General features: G+C 37.8%; 14 protein-coding genes. 2 read left to right on the top strand and 12 right to left on the bottom strand.

Translation table 11 applies throughout. The features are described from left to right. Positions 1-134: 134 nt before the first annotated feature. The 11 genes from F928_RS07900 to F928_RS07950 all read right to left on the bottom strand — a co-directional run bounded on the left by F928_RS07900 (position 135) and on the right by F928_RS07950 (position 10,600). On the bottom strand, positions 135-338 hold the full coding sequence (locus tag F928_RS07900; protein WP_002119766.1) for a hypothetical protein: 204 nt from the start codon (positions 336-338) through the stop codon (positions 135-137). Between the two features lie 361 nt (positions 339-699). Next, complete coding sequence (gene gloB, locus F928_RS07905) at positions 700-1,431, bottom strand: hydroxyacylglutathione hydrolase (protein ID WP_005073568.1); 732 nt, start codon at positions 1,429-1,431, stop codon at positions 700-702. Positions 1,432-1,582: 151 nt separating this feature from the next. After that, positions 1,583-2,278, bottom strand: coding sequence for a methionine ABC transporter permease (metN, locus tag F928_RS07910; RefSeq protein ID WP_002119707.1), 696 nt, complete (start codon positions 2,276-2,278; stop codon positions 1,583-1,585). Continuing rightward, a complete protein-coding gene (locus F928_RS07915) occupies positions 2,275-3,300 on the bottom strand; it encodes a methionine ABC transporter ATP-binding protein (protein ID WP_002119636.1) in 1,026 nt (341 codons plus the stop codon). Before F928_RS07915 ends, metN begins: the two co-directional genes overlap by 4 nt. Positions 3,301-3,375: 75 nt before the next feature. After that, positions 3,376-4,248, bottom strand: coding sequence for a MetQ/NlpA family ABC transporter substrate-binding protein (gene yhcJ / locus F928_RS07920; protein WP_002119639.1), 873 nt, complete (start codon positions 4,246-4,248; stop codon positions 3,376-3,378). A gap of 487 nt (positions 4,249-4,735) precedes the next feature. Continuing rightward, positions 4,736-6,022 (bottom strand): phosphoribosylamine--glycine ligase, encoded by a 1,287-nt coding sequence (purD, locus tag F928_RS07925; RefSeq protein WP_005073571.1) that lies wholly within the window; start codon positions 6,020-6,022, stop codon positions 4,736-4,738. 123 nt (positions 6,023-6,145) lie between these two features. Next, the gene (gene purH / locus F928_RS07930; RefSeq protein WP_025465553.1) at positions 6,146-7,720 is read right to left on the bottom strand and encodes a bifunctional phosphoribosylaminoimidazolecarboxamide formyltransferase/IMP cyclohydrolase; all 1,575 of its coding nucleotides are present in this window, start codon (positions 7,718-7,720) and stop codon (positions 6,146-6,148) included. Positions 7,721-7,805: 85 nt separating this feature from the next. Next, complete coding sequence (gene fis / locus F928_RS07935) at positions 7,806-8,075, bottom strand: DNA-binding transcriptional regulator Fis (protein ID WP_001086304.1); 270 nt, start codon at positions 8,073-8,075, stop codon at positions 7,806-7,808. A 376-nt stretch (positions 8,076-8,451) separates the two neighbouring features. Continuing rightward, positions 8,452-9,297, bottom strand: a complete 846-nt coding sequence (locus tag F928_RS07940; RefSeq protein ID WP_005073576.1) for a zinc-ribbon and DUF3426 domain-containing protein — start codon at positions 9,295-9,297, stop codon at positions 8,452-8,454. Positions 9,298-9,309: 12 nt separating this feature from the next. Beyond that, positions 9,310-10,215 (bottom strand): 50S ribosomal protein L11 methyltransferase, encoded by a 906-nt coding sequence (gene prmA / locus F928_RS07945; RefSeq protein WP_002119634.1) that lies wholly within the window; start codon positions 10,213-10,215, stop codon positions 9,310-9,312. A 154-nt stretch (positions 10,216-10,369) separates the two neighbouring features. Further along, a complete protein-coding gene (locus F928_RS07950) occupies positions 10,370-10,600 on the bottom strand; it encodes a hypothetical protein (RefSeq protein WP_002119672.1) in 231 nt (76 codons plus the stop codon). Positions 10,601-10,833: 233 nt separating this feature from the next. On the opposite strand from F928_RS07950, the gene mnmG reads away from it, so the two are divergent. Beyond that, positions 10,834-12,714 carry a tRNA uridine-5-carboxymethylaminomethyl(34) synthesis enzyme MnmG gene (mnmG, locus tag F928_RS07955; protein ID WP_025469662.1) on the top strand — a complete coding sequence of 627 codons (1,881 nt, stop codon included), beginning with the start codon at positions 10,834-10,836 and terminating at the stop codon, positions 12,712-12,714. Between the two features lie 376 nt (positions 12,715-13,090). Here the strand turns inward: mnmG and F928_RS22505 are convergent, their stop codons facing one another. Further along, positions 13,091-14,098 carry a helix-turn-helix transcriptional regulator gene (locus tag F928_RS22505; RefSeq protein ID WP_005073580.1) on the bottom strand — a complete coding sequence of 336 codons (1,008 nt, stop codon included), beginning with the start codon at positions 14,096-14,098 and terminating at the stop codon, positions 13,091-13,093. Between the two features lie 225 nt (positions 14,099-14,323). Here F928_RS22505 and F928_RS07965 point away from each other — a divergent pair, with 225 nt between their 5' ends. After that, entirely contained in the window at positions 14,324-15,874 is a 1,551-nt protein-coding gene (locus tag F928_RS07965; protein WP_005073582.1) for a circularly permuted type 2 ATP-grasp protein, read from the top strand. The last annotated feature ends 9 nt before the right edge of the window (positions 15,875-15,883 follow it).

Raw genomic sequence — 15,883 nt, forward strand, 5'->3', positions numbered from 1 at the left:
GCAATTTGGGAGATTAGCCTCGCTACAGATTTTTTGTTTAATGTCTAACAATATATTTTAATTAAACCATTCTAAAGTTCTGCAATATTACTTATCTTTCAAAAAGACAATACTGTAATTCGAGTCGTAAAAAATTATGCTTTTAAGTGATCCTCAAACTCTTCACCTAATTGCATCGCTAATGAATTACCTGCTAAATCACAGGTCACTAAACCATATTCTTTTTTAAAACTAAAAGTAAAACCTTTTCCATCAGCAAGATTTTTAACTGAATACCCTAACTTTTCTAACCAAATACGAAACGCAATCAAATTTTTAGCTTTAACAACCTTTTTCACGTGAGAACTCCTTCTATCCGTGGCATTACATCTTATTTATTAATAGGGTTTTAATTAGATTTTTTAAAGGGGGAAAACTTTGTTTTATTTTGCAACTTGTAAAAAAAGTAAGATAGATAAAGAACAGTTTTCATTTTTATAAAAATATGGAGGTGTTATGTAACTAAAAAATAAAAACTTTTTATTTAATTAGTTGTTTATTGATGTGTTTTTAAAAAAATATAAATTCGAGACAATTTTTAAAAAGATGAATAAATATGAAGATAGTAAATGTAAAAAATAATTACGATCAACGTGCGCTATGCAAAAAGATACAGTTTTTAAAATGAAACTGTATCTCTTAAAAGGAGAGACTTTAACTTTAAAAATTATCTTTAAGTACACGCAAATGAGCAAAGTCTTCAGCACTTTCTGCACGAAGAAAAGGATTGGTTGCTAATTCGAGTTCAATCGTACTCGGAAGGGTGATTGATCCTTTCTTACGTAGCTCACGGACTTCTTCGGCTCGTTCAGATAAGGCGTGGTTATGCGGCTCTACTGTTAAGGCAAATTCGGCATTTGAAAGAGTGTATTCATGCGTACAATAAACTTTGGTTTGTGTTGGTAGCGCTGCTAAACGACTAAGTGAGTGATACATTTGTTCAGCCGTACCTTCAAATAATCGTCCACATCCCATTGCAAACAAAGTGTCACCGCAGAATACAGCTTCTAACTCTTCAATAAAATACACAATGTGTCCTAAGGTGTGACCTGGGGTCGCGATAATCTCTACTTTTAAATCATTAAATTTTAAATGATCGTCATGTTGTAAGGGGTGAGTAATTCCCGGAATTTTTGAGAGCTCATCACGTGGACCATAGACAGTAATATTTTGGCCAGCCGTTAAATCCGCTACACCACCGATATGGTCTTTATGCCAATGAGTGAGCCAGATTTGTTTTAAAGTGAGTTGATGATTTTGACAAAATTGAGTCACAAGATCAGCTTCTGTTGGATCAACTGCAACAGCCTCTTGGGTTTCAGTATCTTCTAAAATCCAGATATAGTTTTGGAGGGCATTCTGTACATCAATAAAATGAATTCTATAACGCATTGTTTTATCCTAAAACCAAATCCAAAGAGTAAGTAATCGCTGTTTTTGATAATAACAGAAAATGGTATTAAGCCACTCACTCAACCTTTTATGAAAATGATGTATATAAAACAAAAAAGCCCCCATTTAGGGAGCTTTTTATATGAGTAATTTAACGGATCTTAGAGAGCCAGTTACCTAGCGTCTGTACAATCTGTACTAAGAGCAATAGAACAATTACTGTTAAAATTACAACGCTTGTATCAAAACGTTGGTAACCATAAGAGATTGCTAAGTCACCAATACCACCTGCGCCCACTGCACCAGCCATTGCTGTTGCACCAATCAAACTGATTGTCGCTGTTGTGAGGTTTAAAATGAGTGAACTGCGTGCTTCTGGCAAAATAAAGCGGTAAATAATTTGCCAAGGTGTAGCACCCATCGCCTGAGCAGATTCAATAATTCCTTCATTTACTTCGAGTAGGGAAGTTTCAATCAAACGTCCCATATATGGACCAACGTAAATTGTTAAAGGGACAATCGCAGCCCATGTACCAATTGAAGTTCCTACCAATAACTTGGTAAGAGGAATCACTGCAATAAGTAAAATAATGAATGGGAGAGAGCGTAACGCATTTACAATTGGGTTAAGTAAATGATAGACGAATCTATTTGGCAAAATACCTTCTGGTCGAGTTACAAGCAAGATAACCCCTTGAATGAAACCCCAAATACCACCAAATAAAAGCGCAAAAAACACCATGTGAAATGTTTCTTGTAGAGCTGTTACAAACTGGTCAATTGAAAGAGAACTGTGCCAGAAAGGTTGAGTAAGTTCAGTTAACCACTGTACGATTAAATCTCTCATACTTGATCTCCTGATTGAACTACACTCACTTCATTTTTCTCTAAAAACTCGATAGCCTGTTTAATCAACTGTGGCTCACCTAGAAGCTGTACAAACATTTGACCAATGACAGTACCGTTAATTTCAGTCATGTTAGCGAATAAGATATTTAAACTAATATCAAATTGTTTAATCAGTGACTGAATTACAGGTTCTTGAGCAGAACGGCCCAAAAACTGTAAACAGTAGATGCTATGGTGATGCTGATTTTCGAGTTGATTTAAAATATTCACAGGCAACTGTTGATGTAACACAGTTTGAATAAAGTTTTTAGTCGTCGGATGTTGAGGATTACTAAAGATATCAATCGTTGAACCTTGTTCAATGACTTTACCAGCTTCCATCACAGCTACATGATCACAAACAGTTTCAATGACATCCATTTCATGGGTCACCATAACGATTGTGATTTTTTGCTCTTGATTGATTTTCTTGAGTAACTCTAAAACAGACTTGGTTGTTTGTGGGTCTAGAGCAGAGGTTGCTTCATCACACAAAAGAATTTTTGGATGATTTGCCAAAGCACGAGCAATACCGACACGTTGCTTTTGGCCGCCAGAAAGTTCATCAGGATAAGCATCTTTTTTGTGCTTAAGATCAATAAACTCCAATAACTCATTTAAGCGCTTTTCACGTTCTGCTTTATTGTAATTCAGCAGACGCATTGGCATTTCGATATTTTCAGCAACCGTTTTGGTTTGTAGCAAATTGAAGTGCTGAAAAATCATACCAATATTTGCACGTTCCTGACGTAATGAACGCGCATCCAAAGCAGTGAAGTCCTTTTGATTAATGATAACCTGACCTTCATTTGGTCGTTCAAGTAAGTTAATCAGGCGGATTAAAGTACTTTTACCTGCACCACTATAGCCAATAATGCCAAAAATACTCCCTTCAGGAATTTCCAAATTAATTTGGTCCAGAGCTCGTATGGTTTGGCCTTTAAGCTGATAGTGCTTTGAAATGTTTTTAAATTGAATCATGTCGTCAAAAACTATGCTAAAAAGAAAAAACAGGCAAAGAGTCTTTGCCTGTTTCGCGTTGCAGCTATTATATTACTATTTAGCTTCCGTGAGGTAGCTGATTGGCTGATTCACGTCAACTTTTGTACCACCAAAGTGTTGTTCAACGTATTTTTTAACAGCTTCAGTGTGGTATAGCTGACCAACTTTCTGAAGAATTGGGTCATCTTTGCGAGATTCAGCTGTTGCAAGGATGTTTACATTCAGTTTAGTGCTTTGGTCAACAGGTTCATAGTAGATAGAATCTTTAAGTACGTTTAAACCACCTTCTAAAGCTAATGTATTACCTAAAACAATTGCATCAACTTCATCTTTTACGCGTACAGCTGTCGCCATTTGGATTGGTTTGATATCAATTTTTTTACTGTTATCGATAATATCGCTTGGTGTGCCTTTAGCAGGGTCGAAGTCAGCTTTAAGTTTAATTAAGCCGGCACTTTGTAATAACAATAATGCACGAGCTTCATTCGCTGCATCATTAGGAATTGCAATGCTTGCACCTTGTTGGAATTCTTCTACTTTTTTATGTTTACTTGAGTAGATTCCCATTGGCTCAAGATAAGTTGTAGCAACTGGAGCAATTTTATCTTTATTTGATGCATTGAAAGCCACCAAATATGCATAAGATTGGAATGCATTTAAGTCAACTTCTTTATTTGCTACAGCTGTATTCATTGCAACATAATCAGTGAAATTTTTCACCTCAAGCTTAACACCAGCAGCTTTAGTTTCTGGTAAAGTCGAAATATAACGCCAGATATCAGCGTCAGAACCAGTTGAGGCAATAACCACAGTTTGAAGTTGTGATGAATCACCACTCTTTCCAGCTTGTGGTTCACTTTGTTGTTTACCGCAAGCTGCAAGTAATAGCACAGACACGCTTAAAAAAAGACTGATCAGCTTTTTCATGTAAAAAAAGTCCTGATTAAGAGAGATATCAACTATTTAGTTGGCTCTCTAGAAAAGAGAATGAGTTTTGTTGTCACGTCACAAAGTTTTGAATGCTAAAAGTTATAGCTTTTAGCTCTTTTCTAATTCCTCAGATACTTGTTTTACCGTTTTTGATCTGTACTAAATAAAACTATTTTCACAACAGTTCTATCATGAGTTGACAGTCTTTAAGCGATTTCTAAAAGTATTCAATGTTAAAAATAACGATTATCCCTAACAGAATTAGATGATGAGCCTCAATATTTAGAGGCACAATAACTTTGTGGAAAGTTCCAACGCTTTATCTAATCATATCAATAAAAACATATTCAATATAGTGGACATGTTTCGATCTTATTGATTGGAAGTGAATAAAAACTGGGATTTATATAAAATTTTCTGATAAATAAGAATGAAATATAAAAAGCCCTCTTTAATAGAGGGCTTTTTATCAGTTGAGAGTTTTTTACTCAGCTTTTTCTCGTGCAATTGCGCGATAGCCAATGTCACTACGATATTGCATACCTGTAAAGGTTACTTGTCCGCATACTTCAAGTGCATTAATTTGTGCTTCAAGCACGCTGTCGCCTAGCGCAGTTACACAAAGAACTCGACCACCAGAAGTCACGATGTGACCATCTTCACGAGTTGCAGTGCCTGCGTGGAAAATTTTAGTATCTTCAGGTGATTGTCCAATACCTGAAATTACATCGCCTTTGCGTACGCTATCAGGATAGCCTTCGGCTGCAAGTACGATACCGATTGACTTACGTTCATCCCATTCAGCTTCTTTTGGTAAATTGCCAGCAATACCAGCTTCTACCAATTCAACAAGAGATGACTTTAAGCGCATCATGATTGGCTGAGTTTCAGGATCACCGAAACGACAGTTGAACTCGATCACACGTGGTTGACCTTGTTCATCAATCATTAAGCCAGCATATAAGAAACCAGTGTAGACATGTCCGTCAGCAGCCATACCTTCAACAGTCGGACGCATGATTTCAGTCATAACACGTTCGAAAATTTCAGAAGTTACCACCGGAGCAGGAGAGTAAGCACCCATACCGCCAGTATTAGGACCTTGATCGCCTTCAAAAATACGCTTGTGATCTTGTGAAGTTGCCATTGGTAAAATGTTTTTACCATCAATCATACAAATGAAAGAAGCTTCTTCACCTGCAAGGAACTGTTCAATTACAACACGTGAACCAGCATCACCAAATTTGTTGCCTGCAAGCATGTCATCAATTGCTGCAAAAGCTTCTTCGTTGGTCATTGCAACGATTACACCTTTACCAGCAGCAAGACCGTCTGCCTTAATTACAATTGGTGCACCATTTTTTTCAACATATGCTTTAGCTGCATCAACTTCCGTAAATACTTCATAAAAAGCAGTTGGAATGTTATGACGCTTTAAAAAATGTTTAGCAAATGCTTTTGAGCCTTCAAGCTGCGCAGCATATTGAGTTGGTCCCCAAATTTTTAGACCTGCTTCGCGAGCAGCATCTACCACACCATTCACTAAAGGTGCTTCTGGACCAACAATAATAAGTTCAACATTATTTTCTTTAGCAAAAGCGATAATTGCAGGGTTGTCTAAAATATCAAGCTGAACATTAACGCATTTGTCTTCAGTTGCAGTTCCCGCATTTCCCGGTGCAACGAAAACTTGAGTAACTTTGGTATCTTGCGCGATTTTCCATGCCAAAGCATGTTCACGACCACCACTACCTAAAACTAAAATATTCATTTTTAATTTGTTCCTTAACTTTAATCCTTTTCATCCCCCTCTATTCCTCAAGGTGGAGTTTAGCTCCATTATTGTGGAAAACCCTCCTGAATGAAAGGAGGGTTAGGGAGGACTAAATTTAAATTAGTGGCGGAAATGGCGCATACCAGTGAACACCATTGCAATACCAGCTTCGTCTGCTGCAGCGATTACTTCTTCATCACGCATAGAACCACCTGGTTGAATGATGCATTTAATGCCAGCTTTAGCAGCATTATCAATACCGTCACGGAACGGGAAGAATGCATCAGAAGCCATTACAGCACCTTCAACAACCAAACCAGCATGTTCAGCTTTAATGGCAGCAATACGCGCTGAGTTAACGCGACTCATTTGACCTGCACCTACACCAATAGTTTGGCGGTTTTTAGCATAAACAATTGCGTTTGATTTTACATATTTTGCAACTTTCCAAGCAAAGATAAGATCATCAATTTCTTGCTCAGTTGGCGCACGCTTAGTAACTACTTTAAGATCATCTTTAGTGATCATGCCCAAGTCTTGATCTTGAACAAGTAAGCCACCATTTACGCGTTTATAGTCAAGTTGTGGTGCACGTGCATCAATTGCAGGTAACTCACCACATACTAAAACACGTACATTTTTCTTAGCACCAGTTACTTCAAGTACGCCATCAGCAATACTTGGAGCAATAATCACTTCAACGAATTGACGTTCTACAATTGCTTGAGCAGTTGCAACATCTAATTCACGGTTGAATGCAATAATACCGCCAAAAGCAGATTCTGGGTCAGTCGCATAAGCTAAATCATAAGCAGCTTTAATGCCGTCTAAAGAAACCGCAACACCACAAGGGTTAGCGTGTTTCACGATGACACAAGCAGGTTTTGCGAATGATTTAACACATTCAAGTGCAGCATCTGTATCTGCAATGTTGTTATAAGACAATTCTTTGCCTTGTAACTGTTTTGCAGTAGAAACTGATGCTTCTTTTGCATTAGCTTCGACATAGAAAGCAGCCGATTGATGTGGGTTTTCACCGTAACGTAAATCTTGTGCTTTGTTCAATTGAGTATTGAATGTACGAGGGAATAAGTCAGCTTCACCTTCGGTCTTACCAACGCGAGCGCCTAAGTAAGAAGCGATCATGCCGTCGTATTGAGCTGTATGTTCAAATGCTTTAACTGCTAAATCAAAACGTGTTTCATAAGAAAGTGAACCAGCAGTTTTTAATTCATTAATTACAGTGTCGTAATCAGAAGCATTAACTACAATACCTACTGAAGCATGGTTTTTAGCAGCTGCACGAACCATTGTAGGACCACCGATGTCAATATTTTCGATTGCATCAGGAAGAGTACAGTCAGGTTTTGCAACGGTTGCAGCAAATGGATAAAGGTTTACAACAACAAGATCAATCGGATCGATGTTGTGTTCTTCCATAACTGCTTCATCTAAACCGCGACGAGCAAGAATACCGCCATGAATTTTTGGATGTAAAGTCTTAACACGACCATCCATCATTTCAGGGAAGCCAGTATGTTCAGATACTTCTACAACCGCGATATTATTATCTTTAAGCAACTTATATGTGCCGCCTGTAGATAATAGTTCTACCCCTAGAGCTGCAAGGTTTTGAGCAAATTCGACAATTCCTGTCTTATCAGATACAGAAATCAAAGCACGTTTAATAGTCATGATGTTTAATTCAACAATTTCAAGTCTACGGATTAAAACCAATAAGCATAAAAAAATGCCCACGACGTCGTGAGCATTTTATCATTTATTCACTCATTAAACCGTGAGCTTTTAACTTTTTACGTAAAGTGCCACGGTTGAGTCCAAGAATTTCTGCAGCACGTGTTTGATTACCACGTGTATATTCAAGAACTACAGATAAAAGAGGTTTCTCCATTTCTGCTAGCACCATGTCATATACCTGAGATGGTTGCTCACCTTGCAATTGTGCAAAATAATGGCGAACTGCGCGATCCACGTGGATGCGAAGAGCAACATCAGATTGTGCAGTAAAAATAGGAGATTTGCTATTCATGCGAGTTAATCCGAAAATCAAATACTAGCTTGGGTAAAGTAGTATATAAATGTGGTCTAAAAATACGGAGTCCTGTTTTAGATCCTAAAACAGTGACTCTAAAACATAAGAACAATTAGCTTGCCATATTTCTTCGTATTGAATAAAAAATAAGCGTAACAATAATTAAATATTTGTTACAGCCCCCTCAAAAACAAAAAAAGTTAGGCTATGCGCTTAAAGTAGAAAAGCACACATGCTTAACAGTATTTTTTTTGGATTGAGAGCGAGGAGTATATGAGTCAAAGCTTTCGTGGCGCGTATCATACCATTGTCTAGGAAAAAGTGAGCAAATTAACTGCATTTTTTTTTATTTTTTTTTCACTTTTTTTACATTTTAGGGGTGGACAATTTCTAATCGATAATTTACTAGCCTTTTTTTGCTTTTGTTTAGCTCAAATTGGAATCGGAAAGGGGTATTTGATGGAATGCGTTGAATACCCCGTAGGTTTTCAACTAGATATTGTTGAGGAGTTAATATGATTTCCTCTGTTTTGTCTGGCTCTGTTGCAAAAATCAACTTTAGATTAGGAAGCTCAATACTTTTATCATTCTGGTTGAGCAATATACCTGAGAACTGGGTATGGTTTGCATCAATCTTGCGGACTTTTAACTTTTCTATATAGATAAGTTGATAAAGTTCTGCTGATTTGTTGCAGTGTAGTATTTGGCAAACGTAATTAAATGCATGGCTAACGGTTGGGCTTGCATGCATGAGCTTAGGGTTAAACCAGAGGATTTGAAAAGTAAAGACTAAAATTAAAATTAGGTTGGCAGAGCTCCAGAGCGTATAGTACAACCAACTATGCTTTTTATTGTTGTCTTGTTCTTGTGGGGATGCCTGCTCAGCTAAATTAAGGTTTGGTAGAGCATTAATAGGTTCGTTGTGAAAGTAATTTAAGTTGTTGAGATAAGTTAAAAGATCAATATTAGAGTTTTCTACTTTTTGGTCAAAGATATCTAGTACGTGAGAATGCGTCATATATCTTGTCTGCATTGAACCATTGGCTAGAGTCGTTGAGTTGACCATAACTGGCTGTTCAATATTGATTAGATGGGTTAAGGCATTAAAGCTTGAATTACATTTAGGGCAACAAACCATACCCTGAGCAACAGTCAATTGAGTAAGAGATACTTTATAAACTGTTAAGCACTTAGGGCAGCGGGTTTGTTTTTCATTCATGAGTTAAAAATCTCAATTTATTGTTTTACGTTTTCCTGAAATGCGACACCAGTTTTCTTCGCGCTTTTCGACATCTAATATATCAAAAAATTCAGAATAAACACGTGAAACATCAGCAACTTGCTCTTCAATCACACCAGCAAGTGCGAACTCGCCCTCAGATTTGATTAAATTTGCAAATTCAGGCGCAAGCATCATTAAAGGTCCTGCTAAAATGTTTGCAACTAAAACATCGGCTTGTTTAGGTTTGAATTCTTGATCAAACTCTTCAGGAAGACCTACATATAGTCGATCTAATACACCATTGAGCTCTGCATTTTGTTTTGTTGCTAAAACAGCTTGCGGGTCAATATCTGTGGCATATACTTTTTTTGCGCCTAGTAACAAAGCTGCTACGCCTAAAATGCCTGAACCACAGCCATAATCAATCACGATTTTATCTTTAACGTCAGTTTTACCAAGCCATTGTAAGCATAGGAAGGTACTTGCGTGATTACCTGTACCAAATGCAAGACCTGGATCTAACTTAATGTTAGTTGCGTCTGCTTCTGGTGGCTCTAGCCATTCAGGCACGATCCAAAACTTTTCTCCAATCTGAATTGGCTCATAGTAATCCATCCACGCGCGTTCCCAGACTTGATCTTCAAGTTCTTCATGACGCATAGGAACATCTGGAAGTTGAGCTTTTAAGAAAGCTTCTAAAGTGTCGACATCAATTGGGTCTTGTTCGTCTTGTTGATAGATGCCTGTCACAATAACTTTGTTCCATAAAGGTGTTTCACCCGGTAATGGTTCAAGTAAAGCCTGATCTTCAGCATCATCCAGCGTTACGCTTACCGCACCTAGAGACATTAAAAGTGTTTCTGTGAACTCAACTTGTTCTTGATCAACGGTAATGTGTATTTGTAACCACTTCACGAAAAGGACCTAAAAATTTTATTTAAAGGCGTATTGTAGCGGACTAGACCATTTTAAAAAAGAAAGCGGCCCATCTTTAATGGACCGTCTTTGAAAATACTGATGAGATATAGCGGAAAATAAATGACTTCTTCTATACCTATGTCAAAACAGATTAAGGAGCAGGGGCCTTAAATTGTAACTTGCCATTTTCGTTTGGTTGGCAAGTACCGTTAAAGGTTACACCGTTGTGATTGTATGAAACCCATTCACCTTGCTGTTTTTTTGCACAGACTCGAATTTGTTTTTGCATTTCAGCTTTGCTCGTGTCAGCAGCATGGGTAAAAGTTACGCCTGAAAAACAAATTAGAGATGCAGTTAAGATTTTTAACATGGTCGTTTTCATTTTGTATTCCTTCTCGTTGCGTTAATTTTAAAGTCATAGAAGTGCTGTACATTTTTTATTCTAAGATGAATTAATTTTAAAAACATTCACTTTGTATTGAATTCATGAAACAAAATGTCAAATCATGTGGCATAGCGTAAATTATGTGAAGACAATTTTGTAATTATGTACATCAATAAGCAGATAATTTTGCTATAATGTTCCGTCTTTTTTTTTCTGGTGTTTTTGTACTCATGCACTATCCTAAAGTTTATGATGTTATCGTTATCGGTGGCGGTCACGCAGGTACGGAAGCGGCCCTTGCTGCTGCGCGTATGGGACGACAGACTTTGCTTTTGACCCATAACATTGAGACTTTGGGCCAAATGAGTTGTAACCCAGCAATTGGTGGTATTGGTAAGTCTCACCTAGTCCGTGAAATTGATGCACTTGGCGGTGCAATGGCTCTTGCTGCCGATAAAGGTGGTATTCAGTTCCGTATTTTAAATTCGCGTAAAGGTGCAGCTGTGCGTGCGACACGTGCCCAAGCTGACCGTGTTCGTTACAAAGCTGCCATTCGTGATACTTTGGAGAATCAAGTAAATCTTGATATTTTCCAGCAAGCAGCTGATGACCTGATTGTTGAAGGCGATACTGTTAAAGGTGTTGTTACCCAAATGGGTATTCGCTTTGATGCTAAAACTGTTGTGTTGACTACAGGTACATTCTTGGGTGGTGTCATCCATGTTGGTTTAGAAAAATCAAGCGGTGGTCGTGCGGGAGATCCTCCTTCTATTGCACTTGCTCAGCGTTTACGTGAATTAAAACTACCTGTTGGTCGTTTAAAAACCGGTACTCCACCACGTATTGATGCACGTTCAGTTGACTTTTCTGTGATGATTCCACAGCCAGGTGATTTCCCGTCTCCAGTCATGTCATTCATGGGTGATGCTTCTATGCATCCTGAACAAGTAAACTGTTATATCACGCATACAAACGAAAAAACCCACGACATTATTCGCGGTGGTTTAGATCGTTCACCAATGTATACGGGTGTTATTGAGGGGGTAGGTCCACGTTACTGCCCATCAATCGAAGATAAAATTCACCGTTTCGCTGATAAAGACTCACATCAAGTATTCTTGGAGCCAGAAGGTCTAGATACACATGAGCTTTATCCAAATGGTATTTCGACCTCTTTACCGTTCGATGTTCAGTTCGAGCTTGTACGCTCAATTCGTGGTATGGAAAACGCTCATATCTTACGTCCGGGCTATGCAATTGAATATGATTATTTCAATCCCCAAGCTTTGAAATTTACACTTGAAACTAAAGCGATTAATGGCTTGTACTTTGCTGGTCAAATTAATGGTACAACAGGTTATGAAGAAGCTGGTGCCCAAGGTTTACTTGCAGGTTTAAATGCTGCGCGTCGTGCGTGGGAGCAAGAAGAGTGGACACCTAAACGTGACCAAGCTTATATGGGTGTGCTAGTTGATGACCTCATCACGTTAGGTACTAAAGAACCGTACCGTATGTTTACTTCACGTGCTGAATATCGTTTGATGTTGCGTGAAGATAATGCGGATCAGCGCTTAACTTCTATTGGTCGTGAACTTGGTTTGGTTGATGATGTACGTTGGGCTGCTTATTGCGAGAAAATGGAAGCGGTTGAGCGTGAAACCTCTCGTTTACAACATTTATGGGCAGCACCAAATAACCCGATGGGTAAAAAATTCGTTGAAATGACGGGTGCTGATTTGAGTAAGGAATGTAGTGCGATTGATTTGCTTAAACGTCCTAATATCACCTTCGGTCAAATTGCTAAACTTACTGGTTCTGATGTTTCAGAACAAGTGGGTGAGCAAATTGAAATTGCTGTGAAATATGAAGGTTATATTAACCGTCAGCATGAAGATGTTGCTCAATTAAAGCGTCTTGAAGAAACCAAAATTCCTGCCGATTTTGACTATGATGTAGTGTCAGGCTTATCACGCGAAATCACGCAGAAGTTAAAAACAGTTCTTCCAGAAACTTTAGCTCAAGCAAGTCGTATTCCTGGTGTTACACCAGCAGCAGTTCAGCTTGTAATGATCACAATTCGTAAGAATAATATGATTAAGAAAACAGCTTAATCATTTAAATGTACAAAAAGCCCAGTTAAGACTGGGCTTTTTTATTTTCTGTTCAAAAAATATATGGAAACTTCCTAAGGAAGAAAAGAGATTTCGCTTCCTTTTTTTCTTATTTCACATATTTTAAGTCGCCAGTTATATTGAATTCACGTTCAAACAAGAGGGCTTTAATCATGACAATGAAATCAATTCGCTACAATGGATATGAAATGGCATGCCAATGCTCATGTTCAAAATAGCGCAAAAGAAAGAGCAGATCAGTTTTGGTGGGGGAGAACATCTTGATCTGAAAACAAGTAAAAAATAAGAACGATATAAAATTAAGAAAATTATAATTCAAAATCTAAAGAGAACCTGATGGTTCTCTTTTTTATATCTATTTATTATCAGTTTCAATTTCTCGCACAGCATTATGTACTTGTACTGGCTCAATATGCAGTAATTTCTTACCAAAACTACGTAGCCACCATACTAGTTGAGATGTAAAAGGTACGGTTGCTGAAACTTCTACAATATTTTCTTCAAGCGGAGTAATTGTTTGGTCTTTACTTAACTGACTTTCATAAAAGGTTTTCGCAGTTTGCTCTGTCATGGTTAAGGTGAGCTGAATTGATTCGGTTGGTTGGTTGTAGTCCACTCTAAAGCCTAAAGCCCCTGAGTCAATATAATGATCAATATCAAAATTAACTGGATGCAGTGCTCGACTGTCTAATACTTTTGCTGATTTAAAACGGTGCAGAGCAAATGTTTGAACTTCAGTTTTGTCATGTCGTGTGCAAATTAAATAAATGACTGCACCTTTTTGTACCAAAGCCAAAGGATTTAAAACATAAGTTCTGTCTTCACCCTGATTGACCCGTGCCCGATAAACACATTCTATTTGCTTGTCTTGGAGCAAACCTTCATAAATTGCTTGTTGAGCATTTCGGTCAACTACAGGTGGAATTAACGGTTGGCTTGCCGGAACAATACGTACACGGTTAATCCACTGTCTCACATTATTTTGTGTAGAGAGACTACGTTTGGCCAAATCGAACCATGGTCCCATCTCATCAAGCAGGCTCGGAGGAAGGAGGTGCTTAAGGTGCTCCTCAACCATCATAAAGGTTACCGCTTGAGAGCTTGTCATGTGAGGTAAGCTTTGAATAGGAGCGTCTGATTGCCACCGCCAGCCTTGAGGTACGGCTTTATTGCTCTCTATCGGAAAACGTTGAGCAATTTGATTTAAATCACGCTGAATAGTCCTTAAACTAATATCAATACCTTCACGCTCAAGCATTTCTTGCAATTCACGGGTCCCGATCCATTTGCCGGTCGGGAGGCGAGACAAGATTTGCCATTGGCGATATAAACTATTCGAAGTTTCTTTTTCTATTACAGACATAAGCGTAATACATCTATATCCAATTGCTTTGGTGTCAACACAATAAAAAATCTTTACAGATTTAGCAAGTTTGTCAGATTCAGTTTATAGCCCATTGGGTAAACGATGATAAGATTTAGAAGAAAGTTATAACAATGATGCCGTACAAGTATTACAGATATATAAGTGGCACTGAAATTGCTTATTTAAAAATGAAATATAGATAAATGATAAGACGAGGTGGTTATGTCAGAACAAGAGCATGAATTACATCTAGATAATGATTTTTTTATACAAGAGCAGACAACAACAGCACTTATTAACCCAACCTCTTTTTTAGAACATATTTCTGTGCAAACCAATCTCTTTGAGCAACTCAAATCACAGTTCTTTAATGAGATGCTTGATGATGTAACGTCAAATGGTGCAGCTTCTAAAAAAATTGAACAATGGTTGAGCATCCGTACTTTAGATGAGTTAAAGGAGTTAAATACTCAAGCAAAACAGCATTTTCTTTATCATGGGATTACTTTTAATGTTTATGGTGATAAAGAAGGAACGGAGCGCACTATTCCTTTTGATTTAATTCCAAGAGTAATCGAGAAAAAGCAATGGGAAAAAATTGCCTCAGGCTGTGCGCAGCGTGTTAAAGCATTAAATTATTTCCTAGATGATATTTATCATGGACAACATATTTTAAAAGAACAAATCATTCCCGAAGAACAAATTATGGGAAATGATGCTTTTCAGCCCCATATGCTTAAACATTCTTTAAAAGGAAAAATTTATTCACAAATTAGTGGGATCGATATTATCCGTGATGGTGAAGGGGAGTTTTTTGTATTAGAAGATAATTTGAGAACACCTTCTGGCGTATCTTATATGATTGAAAGCCGAAATATTAGCCAGAAATTAATGCCTGAACTATGTACAGCCAATAATTTACAAGGGATTGAGCATTATCCAAAACTTTTAAAAGAAATATTGCAAGAAAATTCTTCTGCAGATCAACCTTTTATTGTGGTGCTAACACCAGGGCGTTTTAACAGTGCTTATTATGAACATGCTTTTCTAGCGCGTGAAATGGATGTGCCATTGGTCACAAATCGGGATTTATTTGTAGAAAATGATCAAGTATTTGTCAAAACTATTCGTGGGCGTCAAAAAGTAGACGTAATTTACCGCCGTTTAGATGATGACTTTCTAGATCCTTTAGCATTTCGACCAGACAGTGCTTTAGGTGTAGCAGGTCTTATGTCTGCTTATTTACAAAAAAATGTCGTGATTGCAAATGCACCTGGAACAGGCGTGGCTGATGATAAATCTATCTATCCTTATGTAGATCAAATGATTCAATACTATTTGGATGAAACACCAATTCTAAAAAATGTACCCACTTATCAGTGTCGTAAAGAAGAAGACTTAGATTACGTACTCTCTAACCTTGATCAATTAGTCGTTAAGGAAGCACAAGGTTCGGGCGGATACGGCATGTTGATTGGACCTAAAGCAAGCTCATGCGAAATTGATGACTTTAGAAAAAAATTGATTGCGATGCCACATATGTATATTGCGCAGCCTACCTTAGCTTTATCTGTCGCTCCAACTTTAACGACAGGTGGGGTGGCTGAGCGTCATATTGATTTGCGTCCATTTGTATTGAGCTCACCTTATCGTACAGAGATTGTGCCTGGTGGCTTAACACGTGTGGCCATGCAGGCGGGTTCTTTAGTTGTAAATTCGTCTCAAGGTGGCGGTATAAAAGATACATGGGTTGTTGAAACATTACATTCCTGATTGTGGGTT

The organism is Acinetobacter pittii ATCC 19004 = CIP 70.29, assembly GCF_000369045.1.
Taxonomy (GTDB): domain Bacteria; phylum Pseudomonadota; class Gammaproteobacteria; order Pseudomonadales; family Moraxellaceae; genus Acinetobacter; species Acinetobacter pittii.